The 24088-nt window shown below is 53.7% G+C and carries 16 protein-coding genes; 8 read left to right on the top strand and 8 right to left on the bottom strand.

The features are described 5' to 3' along the window. Positions 1 to 12: 12 nt before the first annotated feature. The 3 genes from A6X21_RS05960 to crtI form a co-directional block, all read right to left on the bottom strand. Positions 13 to 1569: a phytoene desaturase family protein gene (locus A6X21_RS05960; protein WP_068846699.1), complete on the bottom strand. Its 1557-nt coding sequence runs from the start codon at positions 1567 to 1569 to the stop codon at positions 13 to 15. Between the two features lie 173 nt (positions 1570 to 1742). Then, on the bottom strand, positions 1743 to 3155 hold the full coding sequence (locus A6X21_RS05955) for an aldehyde dehydrogenase family protein (RefSeq protein WP_068846698.1): 1413 nt from the start codon (positions 3153 to 3155) through the stop codon (positions 1743 to 1745). A gap of 53 nt (positions 3156 to 3208) precedes the next feature. Next, a complete protein-coding gene (gene crtI / locus A6X21_RS05950) occupies positions 3209 to 4870 on the bottom strand; it encodes a phytoene desaturase family protein (RefSeq protein ID WP_068846697.1) in 1662 nt (553 codons plus the stop codon). A 335-nt stretch (positions 4871 to 5205) separates the two neighbouring features. Here crtI and A6X21_RS05940 point away from each other — a divergent pair, with 335 nt between their 5' ends. The 3 genes from A6X21_RS05940 (at position 5206) to rph (ending at position 7815) form a co-directional block, all read left to right on the top strand. Further along, positions 5206 to 5718: a DUF1294 domain-containing protein gene (locus tag A6X21_RS05940; protein ID WP_165603693.1), complete on the top strand. Its 513-nt coding sequence runs from the start codon at positions 5206 to 5208 to the stop codon at positions 5716 to 5718. A 131-nt stretch (positions 5719 to 5849) separates the two neighbouring features. Continuing rightward, positions 5850 to 7016 carry a hypothetical protein gene (locus tag A6X21_RS05935; protein WP_068846694.1) on the top strand — a complete coding sequence of 389 codons (1167 nt, stop codon included), beginning with the start codon at positions 5850 to 5852 and terminating at the stop codon, positions 7014 to 7016. 79 nt (positions 7017 to 7095) lie between these two features. After that, positions 7096 to 7815 (top strand): ribonuclease PH, encoded by a 720-nt coding sequence (gene rph / locus A6X21_RS05930; RefSeq protein ID WP_068846727.1) that lies wholly within the window; start codon positions 7096 to 7098, stop codon positions 7813 to 7815. Between the two features lie 461 nt (positions 7816 to 8276). Here the strand turns inward: rph and A6X21_RS05925 are convergent, their stop codons facing one another. After that, positions 8277 to 9992, bottom strand: a complete 1716-nt coding sequence (locus tag A6X21_RS05925; protein WP_068846693.1) for an NADPH-dependent assimilatory sulfite reductase hemoprotein subunit — start codon at positions 9990 to 9992, stop codon at positions 8277 to 8279. A 531-nt stretch (positions 9993 to 10523) separates the two neighbouring features. Here A6X21_RS05925 and A6X21_RS05915 point away from each other — a divergent pair. After that, positions 10524 to 11201: a response regulator transcription factor gene (locus A6X21_RS05915; protein WP_068846691.1), complete on the top strand. Its 678-nt coding sequence runs from the start codon at positions 10524 to 10526 to the stop codon at positions 11199 to 11201. Continuing rightward, positions 11182 to 12606 (top strand): sensor histidine kinase, encoded by a 1425-nt coding sequence (locus tag A6X21_RS05910; protein ID WP_068846690.1) that lies wholly within the window; start codon positions 11182 to 11184, stop codon positions 12604 to 12606. Before A6X21_RS05915 ends, A6X21_RS05910 begins: the two co-directional genes overlap by 20 nt. A gap of 169 nt (positions 12607 to 12775) precedes the next feature. Here A6X21_RS05910 and A6X21_RS05905 read toward each other — a convergent pair whose 3' ends face one another. The 3 genes from A6X21_RS05905 to A6X21_RS05895 form a co-directional block, all read right to left on the bottom strand. Next, a complete protein-coding gene (locus A6X21_RS05905) occupies positions 12776 to 13813 on the bottom strand; it encodes a hypothetical protein (RefSeq protein WP_068846689.1) in 1038 nt (345 codons plus the stop codon). A gap of 213 nt (positions 13814 to 14026) precedes the next feature. Further along, a complete protein-coding gene (locus A6X21_RS05900) occupies positions 14027 to 14998 on the bottom strand; it encodes a hypothetical protein (protein ID WP_068846688.1) in 972 nt (323 codons plus the stop codon). 3 nt (positions 14999 to 15001) lie between these two features. Then, a complete protein-coding gene (locus tag A6X21_RS05895; RefSeq protein WP_068846687.1) occupies positions 15002 to 16555 on the bottom strand; it encodes a serine/threonine-protein kinase in 1554 nt (517 codons plus the stop codon). Positions 16556 to 17066: 511 nt separating this feature from the next. On the opposite strand from A6X21_RS05895, the gene A6X21_RS05890 reads away from it, so the two are divergent. From A6X21_RS05890 to A6X21_RS05880, 3 genes are all read left to right on the top strand, one after another. Continuing rightward, positions 17067 to 18983, top strand: coding sequence for a hypothetical protein (locus A6X21_RS05890; protein WP_068846686.1), 1917 nt, complete (start codon positions 17067 to 17069; stop codon positions 18981 to 18983). Positions 18984 to 19105: 122 nt separating this feature from the next. Next, positions 19106 to 20446 (top strand): glutamate-1-semialdehyde 2,1-aminomutase, encoded by a 1341-nt coding sequence (hemL, locus tag A6X21_RS05885; RefSeq protein ID WP_068846726.1) that lies wholly within the window; start codon positions 19106 to 19108, stop codon positions 20444 to 20446. Positions 20447 to 20982: 536 nt separating this feature from the next. Beyond that, complete coding sequence (locus A6X21_RS05880; RefSeq protein WP_068846685.1) at positions 20983 to 23040, top strand: HlyD family secretion protein; 2058 nt, start codon at positions 20983 to 20985, stop codon at positions 23038 to 23040. Positions 23041 to 23570: 530 nt separating this feature from the next. Here the strand turns inward: A6X21_RS05880 and A6X21_RS05875 are convergent. After that, entirely contained in the window at positions 23571 to 23951 is a 381-nt protein-coding gene (locus A6X21_RS05875; RefSeq protein WP_131818209.1) for an STAS domain-containing protein, read from the bottom strand. Between the last annotated feature and the right edge of the window lie 137 nt (positions 23952 to 24088).

Below are 24088 nucleotides of genomic sequence, written 5' to 3'. Positions count from 1 at the left end.
TCGCGAAGTCGACTATCGCCCTGCCGAAACCAGGTCTCTGCGGACAGGTTCCACGACATGATCCTGATCGAGCGAATCAGCCGCAATCCAACCCGACATCATGACCATGGGCATGCCAGGGCCGGGATGGACACTGCCACCTGCCATGTACAGGCCTTTGACGGCAGCGTATCGATTGGCCGGCTTGAAGGCCCCCATGTATTTCCCATGACTGGCCAGTCCGTAGATCGCCCCTTTCAACACACGATACCGGTCTTGAATGCCCTGGGGAGTCAGGGCGGATTCATAGACAATGCGGTCTTCAATATCAGTAAGTCCGGCTGAGCGTTTGAGCTTGTCGAGTATCACCTGCCGATACTCGGGGAGCATTTTGTTCCAATCTTGCCCGGATCTCAGGTAAGGAGTGTGAACCAGAATGTAAAGAGCCTCGCCACCAGCCGGTGCAACAGCCGGTTCCGTGACGGCAGGTGCACAGATGTAACATGTTGGATCGGGGGCAGGAACGCCCTGCTTGTAGATGGCATCGAACTCTTCGTGAGGATCTCGCGAAAAGACAAAGTTGTGATGCAATAGTTGAGGATATCGTTCCTTCAAACCCAGATAGAGCACCACACCAGAGCAGGCCGGTTCGTACTGACGCTCGCTTAAGAATCGTGTGCGATCATTGGGCTCAAGCAGTTCCTCATGCATGCGCACGCAATCGGCATTCGAAACCACCGCGTCACAGGCAAATGTACGACCAGTGCGAGTTGTAACCCCCGTGACTTTGCCTGCTGATTTCTGGATTTTCTCAATCGGTTCCCCTTCGTAGAACACCACTCCCAGATCGGTGGCCAGCTTCCTGAGAGCGACCGGGACAGCCCGCGTTCCACCCATCGGATACCAGATCCCTTCCTGCGTCTGCATGTGGGCTATGCCGCACAATACTGCTGGAGAAGCATCTGGCGATGAACCGACATACTGTGTGAAATGATCGACCAGTTGCGAAACGCGGGCATCAGGAATGAACGATCTCACGGTTCCAGCGACCGAACTCCCCATGCGGAGTGTGAGCATGTCCTTCAGTCCCTGGAAGTCCATCAACTCGCCAGCACGGAACATATCTTTGATCGAGCCCACCGACCGCCAGAAAAAGACGCGATTGCTGAGATCGTGCAGTTGAGCCGAGTATTGCAGAAACTTGCGATAGCCATGTCCTGCGGCTGGATTCTCAGAAAAGTCGTTGATCCGGCGGTACATCTCATCCACGTTGGCCACCAGATCGAGAATATCGCCATCATCAAAAATGCAGCGCCATTGGGGATCAAGCGGCACCATTTCGAGATAGTCTTCGAGTGGTCGCCCGGCCTCAGCGAAAATTCTCTTGAGGACAGAAGGAAGCGTTAAAATTGTCGGGCCCATGTCAAACCGGAAGCCCGCTTCGTTCAGCACAGCGGCCTTACCACCAGACCACTCATTCTGTTCGAAGACCGCCACCTGGTAACCTCGCGCAGCCAATGTACAGGCTGCTGCCAATCCACCCAGACCAGCCCCGACGACTGCGACCTGCTGCGTTGTTTGATTAATCATCTATGGCTCAACTTTTGAAGAGTTTTTTTCGTTTGCCCGATTATAGCCAGCATCAACACTTTAGAACTGTGATGTTATGAACAACTCTGCGAAAGAATCTGACAAAACCACAGCTTCTTCCCAAATATCCAACGGAGACAAACCACGCAATTTCCCATGAATTGCAGAATTTATCAGCTCCATAAATTTTTGAGCAATTGCCACAAACCCTCTCGCGCTGTCGCTCCTGCACCGTGACACCACCTGGCCAATCCTGAAAGCAGATTTTCAGAAACCTTAACACCCAGATGCGGCTTCCATCGTCCCTGGGGGGACACAATCACCTGTAAGGTCGTCATCTCCATGAGACCGGCAATTCCCCGCGTTCGACCATAGCCACTCCATCGATTTCCACCAAAGGCCACTCGAGGATCTGCTGTCGGTGCAATGAGATCATTGATGACCACACAACCCGTCGAGAGTTGTCGAGCCAGATGCATGGCTTTTTCCGCTCCACCAAAGATCGAAGCTGACAAGGCATGGTCTGATTTCCGATCCTCTGCAAGCAGTTCCTCGATCGACTGATACTCGAACACAGTCGCCACCGGGACGAACAAATCACTGTGCAATACAGCGGCATCAGCAGCAAGATTCCCCAGAAGAACAGGTTGCCAGTTTTTCTCCAGACTCCACGAACCTGTCAGAACCTGCCCACCCCCGGCCACAGTTTGTTCGAGGATCTGAATCGCTGGTTCTGCATGAACACGATCCACTGCGCACGAACCACCTCGCAGGTTGACTTCCTGCTGGAACAGATTCACCAGTTCGTTGAGCCGTCCGTGGGGACAAAAGACTTTGCGCGGAGCCATGCATGTCGCTCCGCCATTGATCATCAGACCAAACGCGAGACATTGAGCTGCCAGTTGAAAACTGGCATCCGGGAGCAAGTACATTGCGTCACGACCGGAGAGCTCGAATGTGCCGGGAATAAGCTGCTCACTGGCCAACTTCAGAACGGCCTGGCCACCGGCTACGGAACCTGTCATGACGACAAAATCTGGTCGTTGTGCAAGAACCTCGGCCACCTCGGCATGGCTCTCACCTGTCACATGCATCAGGTCTTTCGGCAGACCTGCTTCCACCAGCAATCGTTTCAACAGATCAGAAACCGGCTGAGCCAGTCGTCCGGGTTTTAAGATGATCCCGTTACCCGCCATAAGCCCTTGAAGAACCTGTACTCCGGGCAGAAAGAGCGGATAGTTGGATGGCCCCACGATCAGAACAATGCCGTGAGGCTGGCGAAGTTCCCAAACTTTCGCACCTGGCATCCAGAGCGGTTGACCGCGTCCTGAGAGTTTTTTGGGCGAGAGTACCCGCCCCGCCATCCGTTCCAGAAACTGGCACGCTTCGGCTAATGGAAGTATTTCTGCAGTCAGCGTCTCAAGAGATTGCCTTTGAGGAATCGTGATCGTATCAATGATTTCCTGCTGCGAACTCACCAGAAGATGGCGAAATCGCTGGAAAATACGGGCTTTTTCGGCAATTGAGCGACGATTCCACTCCTGCTGTGCATGTCGTAGTTGAGGCATCGCATCAGATAGAGCCACAGATCAACCCCGAAAAACCCATCAACCTCGTCATTCGACTTGATATCCAGCCTTTAACCTATCGAAGTCTTGCTGTCGGGGGCAGAGGCCAGTTGATGAATTTCGTGATGGCTGCGACATGCTGCCAGACTATCAGCCATTTGGATCTGCTCAACGGGAAGCGTGTGATCGGCGAGTATCGGTTGGGCAGCCTGGTGAGCTGGCGAATCGATCGCCGGGAACGAAACATTTTGTTCGCCAAGATCTTCCAACAGAAGCTTTGAAGTGATTCTCGCTGATTCGTAGATGACGGGCAATCCGCTGCCAGGGTGAGTTCCTCCACCCACCAGATAGACTCCGGGAATATCAGCAAATCGATTTCGGGGCCTCAGATGTAGCATCTGCTGGAGGTTATGAGCCAGGTTGAAGGTGGCACCGCGATAAATTTCGAAGTCTTCATCCCAGTTTCGGGGTGTGACGATTTTCTCGTAGCGAATTCTTGATTCGATATCTTTCAGGCCAAATTTGGATTTGAGCTGCTCAATAACGACTGCTCGAAACTTTGCCTGCTGCTCGGGCCACTGAATGTTTGGGTGCTGGTGCGAAACGGGTGCCAGCACGTAAAGGGTGCTGTGTCCCGCGGGAGCCAGTGAATCGTCTGTCACGCTGGCATTCTGCACATAAATTGAAGGGTCTTTGGAGAGGATATGCCGCTGTTCGATATCTTTGAGATTCCCCTCATAATCTCCTGAGATCAAAATATTATGATGTGACAGATGATCGTAGCGCCCCTCGATCCCCAGATACATCATGAATGTCGAGCAACTGTATTGCTTGCGTGCCAGAATTCGGTTCGACCATTTCGGGCGATGTTTCTCTGGAACCAGCCGTTCCATGCTGCGGGCAAAATCGCCATTGACCACAATGGCTTTCGCCCGATACTCGCCCCTGGTTGTCCTGGCACCGACAGCCCGTGAACCCTCGAATATGAGTTGCTGAACTGGCTCTCCGTAATGAAACTGCACTCCCATCGACTGGGCAATTTCTGCCATTTTTTCCGAGACAGCACTGCATCCTCCATAGGGATGAAATACGCCGTACTCATACTCTAAAAATGAGAGAATTGTGAACAGGCTTGGGCAGCGGAACGGCGACATCCCGAGATATTTGCTCTGAAAAGAAAACGCCAGCCGAAGCCTGGGATCTGAGAAATATCGCTTAAGATCGCCATCCACTGATGCCCAAGGCCTGACAATGGGCAGTAACTTGAGAAGTGGAAGAGCGAGAACATCTTTGAGCGAGTGAAAAGGGGATTCGAGAATCGGACGGAACATTTCCAGCTTGTGTCGATTCTCATCGAGAAATCGTCGGAAGTTCCGCGCGTCCTGCGGATTGAATTCAGCCAGTGCCTGCTCCATCCGAGTGACGTCTGGTGTCGCATCGAGCTGGCCACCATTCCCGAAGAGGAGTCGATACTGGGGATCGAGCCGCTTCATGGGAACATCGGTCATCAAATCCCGACCCACAGCGGCAAAGATCTCTTGGAGAACTCGCGGGTAGAGAAAGAATGTCGGCCCGTAGTCGAAGCGATAGCCATCAGCATTCAGGGCTGATGTGCGACCGCCAGCAACCTCGCGACGTTCGAGGACGCATACCTTTTTTCCCCGACTCGCCAGCAGCATGGCTGCCGCCAGACCGCCGGGACCTCCACCCACGATGATGACATCACTCTCCACTCACAAACTCCTCTCAAAGAACTCTTCTTGGGGGAAGAAAGTTCAGAAAGACTTCCCGGGTGATGTCAAGATTTTTGAATCTTTTCTCGGATTTCTGCTGAGCAACGCCGCCATACACGAAGAATCTCTCGATCCACCGCCTCTTAGCGAGAATTATTCACATCTGGCAGGATTCGCCCAGTAGAAATTCTCACGACACTAATCACCGATCATGGCAGACCGTTCGAGCAAAACCTCCGAATTGAGCATTCTGAGTACGATTAGCATACTTCTCTGAGTCGAAATAAACACCCTCCTGAATGGCCACCGAAGTCAACTTCTTTGAAGATCCTCCCATGACGCAACGTACTTTTGTCCAGAATTTCACCTCGCGTCTGCAATTCAGCCTGGTGATCTTCTCCTTGCTCTGGCTCAGCGTTGCGTTCTTCTGGCTTTACCGGGCAGTGACTCATGCAGGACAGAAAATTGACTTTTTTGTCGCGATCTATCTCTTTCTAACCATCCTCTGCAGTGTGGTGGGTTTCGTTCTGGCGTTCATTGATAAGCGGCTGGCAGTTCGAGATCGGCCGCATATTTCGGAACAAACACTCCATGCCTTTTCTCTCGCCGGGGGCTGGCCGGGGACTTGTATCGGCAACTGGCTTTTTCGCCACAAGACACAAAAGACCTCCTATCAGGCGATGTTCTGGCTGATTGTGATGGGACATCTCTCAATCATTTCCTATGGCATTTACCTGACCTGGTGGCCAGCCAATTCTGAGCCTTCCAACATTTCCAAGCCTCCCTCGACCAGCCTCCCACGGATCACTCCTCAACCTCTACTTCCACCAGTTGGTGCAGCCGGGTGAATATCCCCTTTTCCCATTCTTTCTGCAGCCCACTAACGGATATCAGTTACGAATCGATGTTCTGCGGGCTAGTATGAGGCCTGATCAATCTCCCTTTGCCATAGCCACTTTGCGATTCAAGAAGACGCCTCATGATCTCGCAGGAACTCACCACTCAACTTGCCAAAGCCCCCACACCCGGCGATGTCTTCGAGCGGCTTATCCATGAACTGGAGGCTCAGAAATCCTGGCATCTTCTTTTCGATGCCCTGCTCGCCCAATCGAAGCTCAAACTGGGTCTTCCCACGCTCAAACCGACATCGTTTGAAGATGTTCCCGCTGCTCTCAGGCCGCAATTCGAGAAAGACTATGCGACAGCCGCCCGCGTGGTCGGTACAGCACTCCTCGGCCAGAAAGATATCACGGGAGCGTTCCCGTATTTTCAGGCGATTCGCGATCTCGAACCGTTGGCGGCCGCTTTAAAGGCGATCCCCTTACCCGTTACCTGGTCAGAAGAGGCCCAGTCACTCATTCAATTAGCGCTTTATCAAAAAGTGGCCCCCGAACGCGGTGTCGAAATGATGCTCAAACTGCAGGGAACCTGCAGCACAATCACGGCACTCGATCAGATCTTTGCTGAACTTCCAGCCGAAGCCCGCTCTCGCTGCGCTATTCTCATGGTCCGCAATCTGCACCAGGACCTGCTATCAAACCTTTCACGCGAAGTCCTGCAGAAGTCTCCGCTCGCCATGCCTCCCAAAACCATTCGAGAAGCGATTACTGGCCGGGACTGGCTCTTTGCAGAGTCAAACTACCATATCGACGTTTCCCACCTGCACAGTGTGGTACGCTTTGCCCGTTCGATCATGAACAGCCCCGGCGATCTCGCATTGGCACGCGATCTTGCCGAATATGGCTCGATGCTCGACCCTCAGTTGCAATACTCGGCTGAACCTCCTTTTGACGACTACTACGCAGCCCATCAGCAATTCTTTTCTGTGCTGCTCGAATCAACACCGGACGAACATCTGGCGTGGTTTCAGAAAAAACTTGATGCCGAACCTGATGCCCCTGATCGCGCTTTGATTGCCTACGTGATGGTCGATCTTCTGGCTCGGCGGAAACTTCTCAAAGAAGCGATCCCCCTTGCGAGAGCGCACTTGATTGGTGCCGACCCTCAGTTTCTGGCAGCTTTTTCTGAGTTGTGCCGGGATGCCGGCGAGTGGGGCGTGCTGGCCGAGGTTGCCGCTGAAGAGAATGAACCTGTTCTCTATGCTGCGGCTGTGGCTGCCCAATGCCCCCAGCCATCGGCCAGCTAATCGTTCTGAGTTAAAACCTTTATCGGCAGTACTTCGATTTCTTTTCGACATTGAACAACAGCTTTGGAGCACAGGCAAGATGAGACACGATGGTCGCCAGCCAGATGAACTGCGTCCGATACGAATTCAGCGTCAGTTCACCAAAGTTGCCCCTGGCAGTGTGCTGATCTCGGCTGGTGACACAACTTTGCTCGTGACCGCCAGCATCGATGAAACCTTGCCTCCTTGGAAGGCCGCAGATCCTGCCGCTCAAAAAGGCTGGCTTACCGCCGAGTATTGCATGCTCCCTGGCAGTACCTCTCCCCGCAAGCGCCGCGAACGGGAAAAAGTCGATGGTCGCTCGACAGAAATTCAACGGCTCATTGGCCGCAGTTTGCGGGCCTGCGTCGATTTTGAAGCATTGGGGCCGCGCACGATCATGATCGACGTGGATGTACTGCAGGCCGATGGCGGCACCCGCACACTGGGCATTACTGGCGGCTATATTGCCCTGTGCGATGCCATTGCAACTTTAGGTGATAAGGTTTCGAAAGACCGCCCGGTATTGACCACGTCAATTGCTGCCATCAGTGTCGGGATTTCACACGGTACTCCGATCCTAGATCTCGATTACATCGAAGACAGCCAGGCAGAAGTTGATCTGAATGTCGTCATGACGGGTTCGGGCGAGTTCATTGAGATTCAAGGGACAGCCGAAGGCCGCTCGTTTACCCGCGCGCAACTGGATCAACAGCTTTCACTGGCCGAGAAAGGGATTCGCCAGCTCATGGAACTCCAGCAAGCGGCTCTGAAAGGGTGATCGCCTTTGTTTCGTTGACCGTGAAGCCTGATGGGAACCCCTCGCCCATGTCCTCAAGGGAGAAAGTGAGAGACCGGGTTGCAGGCGTCGTACGTCTGCCACCGCCTCGCGGTCAATCGAGGTCACCAGTTCAGATGCACTTGTAAACTTCCTCACAAACCCCATCAAAACGGCTTCGAACAATGTACCAAAAAACCTGGGGGCAAACGAAGACGTTTGACCCCCAGCCACACAGTCTCAGGCGACCCAGTCCTCAGTTTCACATCGAATCAGCACGTCGGCAAAGTTGTGTGTAAGTGACTACGACTCTGAGCATGCATGCTTTAGAGACGCTGAACACGCCGTTGACGGCTGCGACCCTAGGGATTGGTTTTGCGACAATGCTGATCCAGTCCATATAAACAAGCTCAGACCCATATCGTGAAGAATATGAGCCTGACCTGTCGATGTTTCTGGCGGACCTAGACAGCCACTTGAGTGGCCAACTCCTTCAAGCCTTCAATCCCGAGACGCACGCAGTAATCGCCAAAACCTTCTCCAGGCAAGCGATCGGCCTTGTAACCTGTCAGCAGTGGTACGAGTGTCGGCACCAGTTTTTCCAGTGGGACATAATCTTCGTACATAAAGGCCAGTCGCGATCCTTCGGGATTTCCGCCGACAAACACGGTGTACTTACCCAGCGATCGACCGACAAAACCAATATCGGGCGTATAGGGCCGGGCACAACCATTGTTGCAACCCGTCATATGGACCGAGATCTTTTCCGATTGCAGCCCCAGCCTGGCCATTTCGACATCGAGTTGATCAATCACACTCGGGAGGACTCGTTCTGATTCCGTCAGCGATAATCCACAAGTCGGCAGTGCCGGGCAGGCAATTGCGAAGCGACGCAGAATGGTCAATTCTTCGGCAGACTTCAGGCCATACTGCTTGAGCATCGCCGTGATGTCGGCACGATCGGCAGGATCAATATCACACAGGATTAACCCTTGAAGAGCCGTCGCCCGCACTGGCATGCGGTACTTCTCAATAATGGCCCGCAGGCCGGTCTTGACCTGAACTTCACTGGTATCCCGCACGCGCCCGCATTCAATGTTGATACCTACAAAGAGCTTGCCATCGCCCTGTTCGAACCAGCCCACATGGTCTTCGACACCTTTGACATCCACAGAATTTGGCGGAGTCAATGCCTGACCATAGTACTCTTCCACTTTGGCCCGGAAGGCATCCAGGCCCCAGTTATGAATGAGGTATTTGAGGCGGGCCACTTTTCGATCAGATCGATTTCCAAAATCACGCTGAACTTTCACAACGGCTTCCGCCACAGGAATGACCTGTTCGGGAGTCACGTAGCAGAGCTTCTTGCCGACTGCAGGGAAGGTCTTTTCGGCAGAAGGAGTCCGCCCCATGCCCCCACCGACGAGCATGTTGTAACCCACAATCCGGCCCTCTTGCACATCGGCAATCAAGCCCAGATCGTTGGCATAAACATCAATGCAGTTATCGTCGGGCAAAGCGATAGCCATCTTGAATTTGCGCGGCAGATAGTGCGTACCGTAGATCGGTTCTTCGACAGGCACAAACGCCTCGGTCGCGTTGTGGTTGTTCCCCTCGCCATCAGTCAGCCACAGTTCATGGTAGGCTGTGGTCTTCGGACGAAAATGCTCGGCCATCTCATAGGCCAGTTTCTGAATGGCTGCATGCGGCTGATCTTTAAATGGAGCCGGGCAGGCCATCACGTTGCGATTGACGTCGCCGCACGCGGCGAGCGTAGTGAGCATCGTGTCGTTAATCCCTTTAACGACTTCTTTCGTGTTTCCCTTGGGGATGTAATGAAGCTGGATCCCTTGCCGGGTCGTCAAACGCATGGCACCGTTGCCATACTTCTCGCTCAAGTCGAGAATGCCCAGAAACTGCTCGGCTGTCATATTTCCGCCCGGAATCCGAGCGCGAATCATGACGATATGCGTCTTGCCTTTAGGCGTTCCATCCGGATTCTTGGCCTTCCTCACATCGCGGTCATCCTGCTGATACATGCCATGAAACTTCAGCAGTTGCTGGCTGTCTTCGCTGAATTCCGGTGATTCACTCTGCAGATCTGTCAGGATGGAACCACGCAATTGCCGGCTATTTTCCTTGATGATCTCATTTTTACTGCGTTCAACCTGCTCAGACATCACGGGTTTCCTGCTGACTCACAAACTCGGAATGGACTCTTTCGGTGGGGTGGGCCTGTCCACGCAGTTTGACACCTGGCGAACACGCCCCGCGTTCAAACCTGCAGGCAACACCTGCCAGTCAGGCACTACACTCAGGGAATACCTGCTGAATTCTCATGCGGATCATCATGGAATTGTACCTCAATCCGACCTGTCTGAGTAGGCTGACCTTTCTGTTGCGACTCCCCCACGACGCGTCATCGGCAAGGGAGTGCCCGAAGAACATCCTCACCACGAACCAAGTGGCAAACCCCTCAGCTTGCGGGATTTTCAGCAGTTCACGAACGACCACAAGCCCCCTCATGCTGTAAACTTCAAACAGTTACCAATGACAAACATTTCCCGATCAGCTTTTTGAACCCCTGATTTCCAACAAATGGTAATCCGATCCCCCTGAATCGCTGCTCGCACTCTGAAAATTCTCACTGCTCGAACCAATTGTCAATTTGCGAATCACTTTGCCGTCGTTGACCTCCAGGAGAATCCGCAATGAATGTTCTCGTGATTGAAGACGACCCCGCGATCGGCCGCTCACTTCAGCAAGGATTCTCCGAAGCCGGGCATCATTGCGTCTGGCAGCAGAACGGGACCTCCGGTTACGAAACAGCACTCTCCCGCCAGGCCGATGCGATTGTTCTCGACCTGCTGCTTCCCGGAGAGAGTGGTTGGGATGTCCTGCAAAAACTCCGAGCGGCTGGAGTTCAGGCCCCGATCATCCTGTTGACAGCGCTCGGTTCGGTCGATGACCGCGTCAAAGGCCTCAAACTTGGGGCCGATGACTATCTCGTCAAACCGTTCGACTTTGCTGAGCTCATGGCTCGCCTCGAAGCTGTCCAGAGACGGACTGGAAACAAGCCCTCCATGATTCTCCAAGCGGCTGGGCTGACTCTGGATCTCACCACTCGTCGGGTCACCTCGAATGATACGGAGAAAGAAATCGATCTCACTCCCATCGAATTCAGCCTGCTTGAACTTCTCATGCGCTATGCCGGCCAGGTTGTGACCAGAAAAATGCTGTGCGAACACGTCTGGGGCTTCAACTGGGACGGCACCACCAACGTCATTGAAGTGCATGTCAACCGGCTTCGCGGCAAACTCGATAAAGACCGCGATCAATCAATCATCAAAACCGTGCGGGGACGAGGTTATGCCCTTCCAGCATCTTAGCCGCCGACTGGCTTCGCTCCGCTTCCGACTCACGATCTGGAATACCCTCGTCGTGATTCTCGCTGTCCTGGCGGCATTGATCAGTGTCCGTGAAGGACTTCGATTCTCACTGGTGGACGAAACCAACCGTATTCTTCTCGACGAGGCGAGCGCACTCGAGCTGGCTGTACGTGAATACTGGCCCGATCAGGACGCCATCCGTGGCGAAATGGAACGTAAAGCTGAGAGTAGTAAAGAGGTGGGCTGGCACATCCGCTGGCTTGATGCCAATCGACAAACCATCTTTGCCAGTGCCAATGCACCATCAGCACCCATTGACAGCATGGTTGGCAAAATGGGAGACGCGACCATCTGGGCCAGTGGTGATATTCGCGCTGTGGAGAAGCAGGTCAACACCGAGGTGGTGACGTTTGTCCGTGTCGGGCTCAATACAGGGTTCATTACCACAGATGTCGCCCGTATGACTCGAGTCCTCCTGCCGATTGCTTTTTCCCTATGTATTCTCGCTCCACTGGGCGGGTTTATTCTGGCCACTCGCGCTGTCACACCCTTTCAGCGCATTCTGGCTTCAGCCGATATCCTGAGACCACGTCAGTTGCAGGATCGACTCAAAATCAAAGGAACAGGGGACGAACTCGACATTCTGGCCACAAAAATTAATGCCTTCCTCGATGAAATCGCTTCGCAGATCAATCGCAACAATTCGTTCCTCGCAAATGCCGCTCATGAACTGCGTTCTCCGTTAACGGCCATGATCAGCCAGATCGATGTCGCACTGTCCAAACCCCGCGATTCGGCCGAGTATCAGGAAACTCTCGAAACTTTGCTCGAAGAATGTCAGCACCTGGCGACGCTCGTGCGTCAGTTGATGCAACTCGCCGAGTCCGATGTTCGCGGCACAGATATCGAACGCCAGCCCGTGGATTTGAAACTCATCGTTTCCAGGGCCATCGAGATGTTCACAGCCGTCGCTGAAGAACGTCAGATCAGGCTGTCATTGATTCTTGGCAGCGAGCAGGTTCAGTCCCCTGATCCCAACTCCTGCCGAGTGATTGGTGTGGAAAGTGAATTGCGTCAGGTCGTGACCAACCTGCTCGATAACGCAATCAAGTTCTCCCGGCCCGAAAGTGAAATCCAACTCATCATCACGACGATCCCCGAAAAGCACATGCTGCAACTCGAAGTCAAGGATCAAGGTGTCGGGATCTCATCAGAGGATCTCGGAAATGTGTTTGATCGATTCTTTCAGGTCGACAGATCGCGCCAGAGGCTCGAATCCCGAGGTATGGGTCTGGGCCTGAGTATCTGCGATTCGATTGTCAAACAGCACCGGGGTGAAATCGCCATCAAGAGCGATCTGGGCGTCGGAACAAGTGTCGAAGTCAGACTGCCTTTAGCCGCCTGATGCCAATCTGCTCGCGACGTTTTCCCAATGAACATCAGGTGTTTCCGGCCATTCCAACGTGTTCAAAAATGAAAGATCCTCCAACTCAATCTGAGTGGAGGATCTTGTTTTTTGTGACCGTGCCAACTCGACATGATGCCTGTCAGCCAGGATCTGTCTGACAACGATCTCAGACTTGTGGAATTTCCATAACTGTCGGATTGGCTTCAAAAATGAAAACCTTGACAGGAGGATCCGTCGGCTTGGGGCCCGGCAGAATCAACGTTTCCGAGGTGTAGTTTTCGATCCCGGTCGCGGGATTGAGCTTCATGCGGGCTCCAAAGACTTTGGCAAACTCCTGGATGCGCGGATCCTCTTTGGATTGGAAAGCCCCCACAGTCACAATCGATTCAAATCGACCATGGTAGCAATAGGCATCAATCCCTTTCTGTCGCAAAGCCCGCGTCAATTGTTCGGCATCTTCACCAGCCAGATTCAGATTCATCCCGTCATTACCAGCGAGGCTGCGATCAAATTTGCTGGCACCCTTGGCGAGAGCTTCATCACCAATCGCACTCATCTGCCGACCGCCAAAACTGGCGATCTTGAGAGAATACTTTCCTTTGGCATCGACCAGACCATACTGCAAACCGGTGTTCAGGCGAGTCAGCAGCATATCGCGCTTCTGCTGAATGCTCGCAGGATCAATCAAAGGATTGATCGTGAGAAATGCCCCTGCCAATGGACCCTTTTGCCCCGGAGTTTCACGGTAAATTGCACCACTCTTGGGATCATCCAGAAACTTGGGACGAAACTTTTTGACATACAACAATGTCTTTTGAGCCACGGGAGACTCGATCGATTCGTAGTTGCCTGCCAAAACCGAAATCATTCCCCGCTGAGCGGCATAGACCCGGCCATCTTCACGCCCCAGTCGATCCACTGTCTGTAATTTTTCAACACGACCTTCCTGCAGATGGATATATGCAGGAATTCCCACCTTTCGCAGTTCATAAACCAGTTCGTCAGCCGCCTGACGGGCTGTCAATCCTTCATCCGTCCGACGATCTTCCGGCGGTTTCTTGAAACTGGCCACCATAATCATCCAGGGGCCATGTTCCTTACCCAGCGGGTACGATTTCCCCCGCACAGCATCAATTGCCCATGTTTCCAGAGCCATGGACGCAATCACAGACAACAGCAACACCGAGTTCAGCAGTGTTCGCACGGTGGACTCCCTTCCAGAGCGAACCAGGAAAATGAAACGCTATTGACCAACGGTGGATTTTCACTGCGACCCAATGATCGGCAAAAACCCTCCACTGATCAGGCGGGTGGGTTCTAATTTTTCTACAAAAATCTGTCCAGAGCGGCTTATTCTCTCAATCGATCGAAGAGATCCGAACCATCGAGAAACTTGATCATCGATGCACCCCGGTTCTCAACCTAAAGCCAGGCGGCCCATCGTCCAGCGGGCGTTGATGTCCTGAAATGGGCGGAGTGCGGTGTCGGCGTTTTGAAAGTCGAGCGGAAGATACCGCATGGCATCGATTCCCAGAGGGCCTGTGTAGCCCAGGTTCGTCAGCTTCTTAACGACGGTAAACTGATGATCGATGGCTGGCTGCCACTGGGCGATGGAATCGGGATCAACGAGCGGGCTGCTGGATTGATACTGGCCAGTGGGTGAGCATTCGAGCCGTGTGATTCCAACCAGCCTGATCTGATCCTTACCTTCAATGTGCCATTGGATGCCAACTTCGTCCCTGCGTTTGAGCCAGGGTTCTGCAAAGAGGTACTGGCCCATGGCGAGCCGCTTCAAGCACCAGGCGGTCTGCTCACGTTGCAAATCCTGCTGCCCGAGTATCCGTTCGCGACCCGACATGCCAAACTCGGCTTTGATCACCCAGGAGTGGGTTGACGCACTCACACGGCTGTTCCAGTCTTCGAGTTCTGCTGCCGTTGAGATGCAGGTGGTGAGCGTATGAAATTGCATCTGGCCATCGATGCATACACTTCCCAGTTGCTGCTCCATCTCGAAGGCAAAGCGTCGCGAGTTGCCGTATCGGACGACATCGAGCGGCGGTGGTGCGGCATCGACGTAGCAAGTGGGGAGCATCCTGTAGTGTGCGAGGGCACGAGGAGACCAACCCCATGGAACAAACTGGTAGTGAGTGTTGGCTTTATGCAGGAAAGTGATCAACTCATCGATCGTCGCAATGAATTTTACTTTGGTCGGCCCGGCGGGGGAAATCGGCGTTGTGGAAGGGAGCCAGAAGAGATCGTCGGCTGAGGCCTGCTTCATCCAGATTGTGCCCCATTGAGCCGATTGCTCAATCAGAGTTTTCGAGGGCTGGAAATGAGGATCAGCCAGTTCGTGCTCGAAGCTGAAGTTGCCAAAAAAGAGCCTGGGCATGGATTATGTTTGCCTGCGAAAATCTCGCCCAGAGGCGCGTTCCTGGGGCTCACTCAAGCCAGGAGAAAAATACCAGATGTCGAAATTCATGGTGGTTGAACTGCGATTGGCACGGCCTTGCCGATTGATCGTCTCCTGCAGCAACCGGCCCAGTTCAGGAGAGATTTCCTTACGCAAGGCCTGATACTGCTGGATGTAATTTTGTGAGGCAGCGGCATTGCCCCGCAAACTTTCGATCACCGCCAGACCCGCCAGACCATGTGCCCTCAAAGTCGGGTCTTGTTCCCCATCGCGCAAGAACTGCTGGCAGATTTCTTCAGCCTGGGAAAGTCGATCTGATTTCAGATAGATGATCGCCAGTTGCTCTTTGGCCCGGCGATTCTCCAGCTCGGCATCAGGGAAGTAAGTGATCACACTTTTCCAGGCCGCCTCGTCGTAACCTCGAGTCAGAGCGTAGTAGTACTGGGCCTGTGCTGTTTCCTGCTGGGGAACTTGATCAGTGTTTTGGACCGGTTCGAGGAATGGGTCGGGAGTGCGCAATAGCCAGCCAACCCCTGCTGAAGCCGAACCGACCAGCAGCATTGCCAGCAGCGTGAAAAGAGCATGTCTGATGAGCTTTTGCCGCTGGGTGCGATGCATGGAAGGTGTTTTGGTGGGCTGTCTGAGCGGGCGAACTTCCGGCGTCTCGTCGCGCTGATTGACGAAGCGGCTGATCTGTTTGAGATCGGCAAGAATAACGCCGGCATCCGCTGGACGGTCTTCCCGCTTTTTGGCCATCATCCGTTCGATGAGTTGCACGAGTGGTTTGGGAAGATCGGGCCTTAAATCGCTGATCGGTGGTGGGGCCACATTCAAATGCTGCACCGCAATCGACAGAGCCGTTTCGCCTTGAAAAGGCGGGCGACCACAGAGCATGTGGAAACACAGGACACCAAACGAATAGATGTCGCTGCGAACGTCGAGCGGCTTGCCATTGACCTGCTCGGGGCTCATATAAAGCGGAGTGCCCATGGTCACTCCCACTTGCGTGAGTTCGACCTTTTCGCCTGGGCGAGTGAGTTGAGCCAGGCCAAAGTCGGCGACTTTGGCTTCGCCCTTACGTGTGAGCAGAATGTTCTCGGGCTTGATATCGCGATGAATAATGCCCGCAGCACCGGCTACTTGAAGCGCTGAAGCAACTTGCCGCATGATCTGCATGGCGGCATTCACATCGAGCGCCCCCTTACGCACCAGATATTCTTTGAGGTTGCGGCCCTGAACATACTCCTGGGCAATAAACTGTACGCCATCCGCTTCGCCGATTGTATACACCTGAACAATATTGGCGTGGTTCAGTCCTGCGGCAGCCTTGGCTTCCTGTTGAAACCGTTTGAGGTAAGTCTGATCCTGAATGAACTCGGGACGCAAGACTTTGACTGCGACCGATCGCTTGAGCGAAAGTTGTTCCGCCAGATAAACCTCAGCCATCCCACCACGACCCAGCCTGCGAATGAGCTGAAAATCGCCGAGCTTGCGATTGGAGAGATCGAAGGTGGGAAGATCGGCCGTGTCGCTCATTATGTCAGGATTTCTTCTGCTTGCGGGATGAGTGATGCCGGGAGGCGAGTCATCCACCGGGAAGCTATTGGATTTCAAGGGTTGCTGGCAGGTGTTTTTGTGGTTGCCTGGTGCTTTCAAATTCTTGTGTTGAGATCATCGCATAGGTGGGGAGGATGATGCCAGTCGATTTCAGGGAGATCCTCTCTCGCTCCAACAGGTGAAAGAACTTTGGTTGTGACGGAAACGAATCGGTCAAAATGCCAGAGGCGAGAAGCGATTCACTTCGGTTTTGTATTGAACCTGGAACGAGTTTCGGATTGAACCGCGACGGCCATTGAAGGATACTCCTGTAACAAATCTGCTGTAACCAATCGACGATGACAATCGGGCAGATAAAGTCATTGTGGCTTGTTGGCCCGGCAGGTTGCGATTGAAGGATGAAAGTTGTCCCTGAATTCTGAATGAAGAGTTCAGGAAGTTGATAAAAGTTACGGGGCTGTGAGACGATCAGCAGAAAGAGGAATTGCCGATGACATGCTTTAAGCCCCGCGTACTGCCATGGTTTGCAGTGGCCTGCCTGCTCGTTGGCCTGACGACAAGTGTGTTCGCCCAGGCTGATGGCCGACCTGCGGAAGGTGCGGCAGCACCGATCAAAAAACCATTCTGCGTGGTGCAGGTGGCAAGTATCGATCGAGTGGAAAAGGCCTCCCAATACATCGCGAGCTTCTTCCAGGATCGTGCCGCTCTGGAAAAGAAGTATCGTAAATGGCTGGATGAATGGAATGAACCCGATGGTGCGGATCGTAACCGGCCCCTGGGTCTGATGGTTTTCCTGGGAGAGACCATTCAGGAAGAGCCGTGGTTTGTCTTGTCGTTTCCCGTCACCGATCCTGTGGTTTTTCTGCAGGGACTCGGCAAGGATAATCCCGAGGCCACTCCCCCTGTCAAAGTTCCCGGTCAGGCGGGCGTGTGGGAAATCCCCGAAGTGATTCCCGAAATCACACATGCCATTGAAGTGGGCGATTCGTTGCTCCTTTGTAATGCCAAAGTCCTCGAAAAACCGTTTCGAACTTTTGCGCGCTTCGACGACTCGGCTAAGGAAGACGCCAAACAATTTGATTTCTCGGCATCGGTGCGGCTCTCTGAAGTTCCTCCCGGAATTCGCAATCTGATTGGAGTCGGGATTCGAGCAGGGATGGCCCAGGCTGCTGAAGAGTTGGCAAAGCAGTCTGCCGAATCCAGTAACTGGCCATCACCAGAGGCTGAAAAACTATTCAAGTCGGCCTTGAGAACATTTTTGAACAGCTATGCCGGTGCTTTTGAAAAGCTGTGCGCGGACGGGACGGATATCACCCTGGGGATGAAGATCGATCCTGAGCTTGAACTGATGGAAGTTTCGATTCCGTGGCATGTGACTGCTGAAAGTGGTGCTTCCCGCATGATTGATAGCTGGCGGGTGCAGGATGGCCGACTGATCAAACTGCTGGAAACGAACAAGCCCGCCGAACTGAATTCATTTGCCTACACAGGCTTTCGAGCAGGGAAGACACTCTCTCCACTGGGAGGGATTTTCGCCAAGATGATGGAAGAGGCAGTGCGGGCTCAGGTGAAAGACGTGGAAGCGCAAAGAGAACTCGTCAAGGCGTTGAAGCCACTGCAGGATCTGACACGAACAATATTCAGTGGAAAGTCCCTCGAGAATTTTTCAGAGACACAACCCACAGCAGCCACCGCCTCGGATGGTCAAGCAGCCCCGGAGAAAACTGTTTTCAACGGGTTGGCCGTCACTGCCTTTGCTCCAAGAAAAAATCTCAGTGCCGATCTGACGGTCCTCTTGCCGAAACTGGAAGAGATCCGGGTCAATGACTCCCAGCTCGTGCAGAAAGTTTCGTTAGGAGTGGGCAGCTTTCAGGGACTGCCGATCCATCAGTTGGACTACCTGATGCCCTATCAGGATCCTGCCAAGGCCCTTGAAGAAATCCCTGGTTTTCCCAAAGTGGAACTGGAAGAAAAACCTGCCGGCGATGGGGCCAAAACTCCAGCAGCCACTCTCATTCAGCAGAAAGTGTATTTGTGGATCAGCGATGATTTGATCTGCTATTCCACGTTATCACTCGAAACCACAAAGTCGCGTCTGGCCGAAATTGTCGAGAAAATACAAGCCCCTGCCGACCCATTGGCCAGCCGACGGAAGATCCCTTTCTATATCACCAGTACGAACTTGAAGGATCTGGCCGAGACGATGCTTAAGCCGGTTTTGCCTGCGGATCTGCCCCCGGTTGATCCATCCGTTGGGGCACTCAAAGCATCGCTGAGGCCACTCGAAAATGGTCTGGTCTTAAGTTATCAGGCCGAGCAGGCATGGATCCGGCTCATGGCCATCGGGATCGAGAAAGGACTGCTCACGGCGGAACTCGATGAAGATGCAGAGGCTGAATCGAAGTAAGCCAGCGGATCGGTCGGTCTCATTTGCGAAGTACACGTTGTTGCCTAAACTTCTCATGCTGATGGCAGCCACTTTGCGGTTGCAGGCATTTGTTGATGGCTGATTTTCTGCTGGGATGCTGCATGTCTGTCGCTGATTCACGTCGATCGATTGAGAATGAAGTTCGTTTGGTTCACTCCCGCAGTGAGAATGTTTTTGCCGCAGCTCAACAGCTGATTCCCGGTGGTGTGAACAGCCCTGCTCGTGCTTTTGGTGGTGTGGGTGGCACACCCGTCGTCATGGATCGTGGGGAAGGGCCTTACCTGTATGACATTGATGGGAATCGATACCTCGATTACATCGGTTCGTGGGGCCCGCACATTCTAGGACATCGCCATCCTCTGGTGACGGCTGCCATTCATGCGGCTGTTGATCGCGGCACGAGCTTTGGTGCCCCCTGCGAAGCCGAAAATGAACTGGCACAAATGGTCATTGAGGCCGTCCCGTCGATCGAGATGGTGCGGATGACGAACTCGGGGACTGAAGCCACGATGTCGGCCATTCGTGTCGCACGGGGATTCACCGGTCGAGATCGATTGATCAAGTTTGCAGGTTGTTATCACGGGCATGTCGACAGCTTGCTGGTTTCTGCTGGAAGTGGAGCTTTGACCCATGGTGTCCCTTCGAGCCCGGGAATTCCTGCTAGTGTGACAGAGCACACGACAGTTCTCGAATACAACGACTGCGAGGGCCTGGCCCATGCGTTTCGTCAGCAGCCGGATCAGTTCGCCGCGGTGATTCTCGAACCCGTGGTCGGGAATATGGGCCTGGTCGTCCCTTCGCCCGAGTTTCTGAAGCTGTTGCGTGAGCTCTGTTCTCAACAGGGAACAGTGCTGATTTTCGATGAAGTCATGACCGGTTTTCGTCTGGCGTATGGTGGTGCCCAGGGGTTGTTCGGAATCATGCCCGATATGACGACTCTGGGAAAAATCATTGGCGGCGGAATGCCTGTTGGGGCCTACGGTGGGCGAACCGATATCATGAGGAAGGTTTCGCCCATCGGGCCGGTCTATCAGGCAGGGACGCTGTCCGGCAACCCCGTGGCGATGGCCAGCGGAATTGCCACTCTCAGTGTGCTGCGTGATACACAACCTTATGCAGCTCTGGAAAGCTACACAGCGAGGCTGGCTCAAGGGCTGAGTGAACTCGCGACAAAGTATGGGCTGCCCCATACGTGCCCTCATGTGGGAAGTATGATCACGCTGTTCTTTAATCCCGATGTTGTGACAGGTTATGAGGTGGCGAAACGGAGCGATACAAAACGCTTTGCCCGGTTCTTTCATGGGATGCTCGAGCGGGGAATCTATCTCGCCTGCAGCCAGTTCGAGGCCCACTTTGTGTCTGCGGCTTTAACGGAAGAACATTTGAAGCTGACTCTCAGTGCAGCCGATGATGTCCTGGCCGATATCGCCCGGCAATCGTGATCACAGCATGCTGGGCTGGCCCTGGAAAAGCTGGCAAGGGTTTTACTCCTTCTCCCGTTCCGACGGGAGAAGGTCGGGATGAGGGTGAGTTCGCTCGTATGGGGCGTATAATCAACGAGTAACCCCACCGCGTGATGCCTGTTACCTCCACTCCTTCACAGTCAATCGGCGCTCCTGCGAATGCCTCGCTGACCGATACAGAACGATTGGAAAGACCCTCACCCGGCACTCCGTGCCACCCTCTCCCACGCAGACGCGGGCGAGGGTTCCCGAGGGCGTGCACCGGCAAGTTAACATCATGGAGTTGGCAATCCTCAAGGCGTCAAGGTCAAGCCAGTCTTGCCTGCTTAACAGTTATCGGGTTCGTTTAATGCCACTGGCCAAGTGAGGAAGTGTTTTTCAATTCTGTATTGCAGGGGGTGACTGTTGCTGGCAGATAGCAGTTGATAGAACTGTGAGTTGTGAGTTGTTGCCAGATCTTATCAGGAGAGAGTGTTGCATCTCCTGTCGTGATTGCTCGCGAATGGCGGGTTCCTATGACGTTGAGAATAACCGATCGATCACAGATCGAAGATTTGGTGGATCGACTGGCTCAAGCGGTGCATGAGGCTGACCAGCCGGGCCAGATCACACAGGAGTTGCTGGCCAGTCTTTCGCCGCTCACCGGAGCCGTGGCATCGCGCCTATGGATCTGGGTCGGAGGTATTCCCACTGTCAGTCACGATGGGGCTCCTGAGAATACCACGGCTTCATCGCAGCGACCGACAGTCAGGGGCAGTGCCATGGCGGTCGCCATTCATGCGGGTGCGATCCTCGCCCGTTATGCCGATCCTGATGCGCATGAGTTGCGTGAGGTCGCCAATCTGGCCAATTCAGTGAAGCCTCAACCTCTGGAGCCTTTGCCTCAAGGAGATCGCAGTGAGACAGTTGCTGCCGAGAGTGTCCTTCGCTGGATGATCCCCGTGCGAAAGTCGAGTCGTACGCTGGCAGTGCTCGAGTTTTTGCAGCCCGGGAAAGCCGTTGATCCCTTGCCACTGGCCAGTGTGGTGGCAGAATTACTGGCCGATCTGCTGCTGGATCAGGAAGTCCGCCAGTTGCGATTGACTGTCGAACGCCGCCAGAAAGAGCAGGCATTTTTTGCACGCCTGGCAACGACCTCTGGATGGCAAGTCGCCGCTCAGTTGATTGCTCAGGAGGTTCGCGGGCTGGTGGGCTGCGACCGCGTAGCAGTTTTGCAGTTTGCAGGGAAGCAGGCACGTTTGCTGGCGGTCTCGGGAGTTGCTGATTTTGATCGGAGATCGCCAGAAGTCCGCCAACTGGAAGCGATGGTTCAAGCGGAGAGTCAAGTCCGTGAGGAAGAGCGCGATCCCGGCATTCAGTTGATCACAGACTTAGCAACCGGAGTGCCCATTGCGGCTATCGTCCTGGAGAAGTTTGGGGCTGAACTCGAACGGCGCAAAGAAGCATCACTGCAGCCGGTTTCCATGTCGAGTACGAAGCCCGCAGGTATCAATTCCAAGTTACTCACGACGCGGGAGGCCAATGAGCTGACTGAGATTCTCAGGAACTGGCAAGGTCTCGAAGCGGTCGTTTCGTCCATCCTGAGGCAGCAATTACTGGTGGAGACGATTCCCCTCGCGTCGTTCTGGTTGAGAGCGAGTCGAGAGTTCAAGACGCTGTCGCTCCGTCGGCAGGCTCGGCGTGTCCTGTTGTTTGTTCTGCTGGGTGGAATGGTGGCGAGCCTGTTTCTGATACCTGGCGAACTGCAGATGACCGGACAGGGCGCTGTCTGGCCGCGCGAACGCAAGCATGTTTTTGCACCCCACGCAGGACGTGTGGAACAGATTCACGTGAATCAGGGGAGCATTGTCAAAACAGGCGATCTCCTCGTGACCTTGCATAACCCTGAAATGGAGTTGGAATCGACACGATTACAGGGTGAGATTTTAACACTGGAGAAACAGATCGAGGCGACACGATCTGCCCGGGTGCAACTCTCTTCCGGGAATAGCGATCAGGCGGCGAAAGCTGCAGAACTTTCTGCCCAGGAATTGGGGTTTGAGCAGCAACTGCTCTCCCGCAGAGAGGAGTTGTCACTCGTTAGACAGGCCATGAGTGAACTGCAGATTCGATCGCCAATGGATGGCGAAATCATGACCTGGGATCCTCAGCAGACACTGGCTGGGCGACCGGTGGAACGCGGCCAGATCTTACTGGATCTGGGAGATACGCAGGGTGAGTGGGTGGTCGATGTCCGTGTGACAGATCAATCAATGGGCCACATTCTGAGTGCGTATGTGCAGACTCCGGGACAAGGAAATCGACCACAGGAAAAACTCCCTGCCGAGTTTGTCCTGACAACCCGGCCTGAAGAGACTCACACTGCCCATGTGGAGTCGATCAGTGAAAGTGTGGAGCGTGACGAAATGGGCCAGCTCTACCTGCGACTGGTTTTGGGTTTTGACCGGCAGAATGTTGCAGGTCTTCGCCCGGGAGCGACAGCAGTGCCCCGAATTCACTGTGGCAGAGCACCTTTAGGTTACGTCTGGCTGCATGATTTGATCGACAGGATCCGTCTGTGGTGGCAATTTTGAGGCTGGGGAAAAAGTTTCTCCAAACCTCATAGTTTGAAACATCGCTAAGTATGAATCAATAGTGAAGCGAATGGCTTCGATTCAACAATTTCTTTGCACAACCTGAAACAGGTGTGACAACAAGCTGTCACAAGCATTTCCGATAACTGCCGACGTTCGATGGGAAGTGGCGGTGGTTATGGCCATGCGAAGGACGGCAGAGATGGGTCGGCCAGAGCAAGCCTGCGGCCTGACCACCGCCACACTCTTTTTTGGAACTGCACAGTTAACCATGCATCGATCGACGTATTCCGGAATTCAAATGCGAATCGATGCGCTGTCCAGCATGCGTGCTTGAAGCTGCTAGCCATCCTCAATCCCATCCTCAGGTGGCTGTAAAACTTGGCAACCACAAGTCTTCATCGCTTAGGATTCAAGAGAGTTGCTCTCATGAAGACCTTCTGCCAAAAAATCAGGCCCGGCAGATCGTACTGCCGGGCCTCCGTTAGAATTGCTCCCGATAAAATCGGGGAACGAGATGCAGGACTGAATCAGGCGACCAGGCTTTTGAGTGCCTGATCCTCGGTCGAAACCAGCGGAATCAATCGATTGAAGTGCGAAATCTCCAGCACTTCGCGTGCAATCGGTGAGGCACCGTACAACACCATTTTGGCCCCTTGTCGCCCTGCTTCCTCATGGATATGCCGGAGCACTTCCAACAGGCAGGAACCAAAGTAAGGTGCCGATGAAAGATCGACAACCACCGCATCCGGAACATGTTCTTTCAATGAGGCGACCACTGTATCGACCTCATCCAGAATCCGTTCGTCCGACAGACTGCTCACTGATTTTTTCAAATGCAGTCGCAGTACTGTCCCCTGTTTTCTCATTTCAAAATAACTGGCCGGAACAACCGGGGCCGGTGTGAACATGAGGCCCTCCCACAAAAAAATTCCACTGACATAAACTCGGAGGACACCCTCCGTCAAAAAAAGGTTCGCTTGATGGACGACTCTCAATTCACTTGGGAGCACTGTCACTTGGTTCGTGAATACTGTGTTCGTGAATA

The organism is Planctopirus hydrillae (assembly GCF_001707835.1).
In the GTDB taxonomy this organism is placed as follows: Bacteria; Planctomycetota; Planctomycetia; order Planctomycetales; family Planctomycetaceae; genus Planctopirus; species Planctopirus hydrillae.
Note: the sequence above shows the minus strand (reverse complement) of the source record. Positions and strands in the feature narration are given on the sequence as shown.

What these genes read in the sequence shown, in the direction of transcription:
- A6X21_RS05960 (WP_068846699.1), bottom strand. Translation starts at nt 1,569, where the DNA reads ATGATTAATCAAACAACGCAGCAGGTCGCAGTCGTCGGGGCTGGTCTG.
- A6X21_RS05940 (WP_165603693.1), top strand. Translation starts at nt 5,206, where the DNA reads ATGACGCAACGTACTTTTGTCCAGAATTTCACCTCGCGTCTGCAATTC.
- A6X21_RS05935 (WP_068846694.1), top strand. Translation starts at nt 5,850, where the DNA reads ATGATCTCGCAGGAACTCACCACTCAACTTGCCAAAGCCCCCACACCC.
- rph (WP_068846727.1), top strand. Translation starts at nt 7,096, where the DNA reads ATGAGACACGATGGTCGCCAGCCAGATGAACTGCGTCCGATACGAATT.
- A6X21_RS05925 (WP_068846693.1), bottom strand. Translation starts at nt 9,992, where the DNA reads ATGTCTGAGCAGGTTGAACGCAGTAAAAATGAGATCATCAAGGAAAAT.
- A6X21_RS05915 (WP_068846691.1), top strand. Translation starts at nt 10,524, where the DNA reads ATGAATGTTCTCGTGATTGAAGACGACCCCGCGATCGGCCGCTCACTT.
- A6X21_RS05910 (WP_068846690.1), top strand. Translation starts at nt 11,182, where the DNA reads ATGCCCTTCCAGCATCTTAGCCGCCGACTGGCTTCGCTCCGCTTCCGA.
- A6X21_RS05900 (WP_068846688.1), bottom strand. Translation starts at nt 14,998, where the DNA reads ATGCCCAGGCTCTTTTTTGGCAACTTCAGCTTCGAGCACGAACTGGCT.
- A6X21_RS05895 (WP_068846687.1), bottom strand. Translation starts at nt 16,555, where the DNA reads ATGAGCGACACGGCCGATCTTCCCACCTTCGATCTCTCCAATCGCAAG.
- A6X21_RS05890 (WP_068846686.1), top strand. Translation starts at nt 17,067, where the DNA reads ATGACATGCTTTAAGCCCCGCGTACTGCCATGGTTTGCAGTGGCCTGC.
- hemL (WP_068846726.1), top strand. Translation starts at nt 19,106, where the DNA reads ATGTCTGTCGCTGATTCACGTCGATCGATTGAGAATGAAGTTCGTTTG.
- A6X21_RS05880 (WP_068846685.1), top strand. Translation starts at nt 20,983, where the DNA reads ATGACGTTGAGAATAACCGATCGATCACAGATCGAAGATTTGGTGGAT.
- A6X21_RS05875 (WP_131818209.1), bottom strand. Translation starts at nt 23,951, where the DNA reads ATGTTCACACCGGCCCCGGTTGTTCCGGCCAGTTATTTTGAAATGAGA.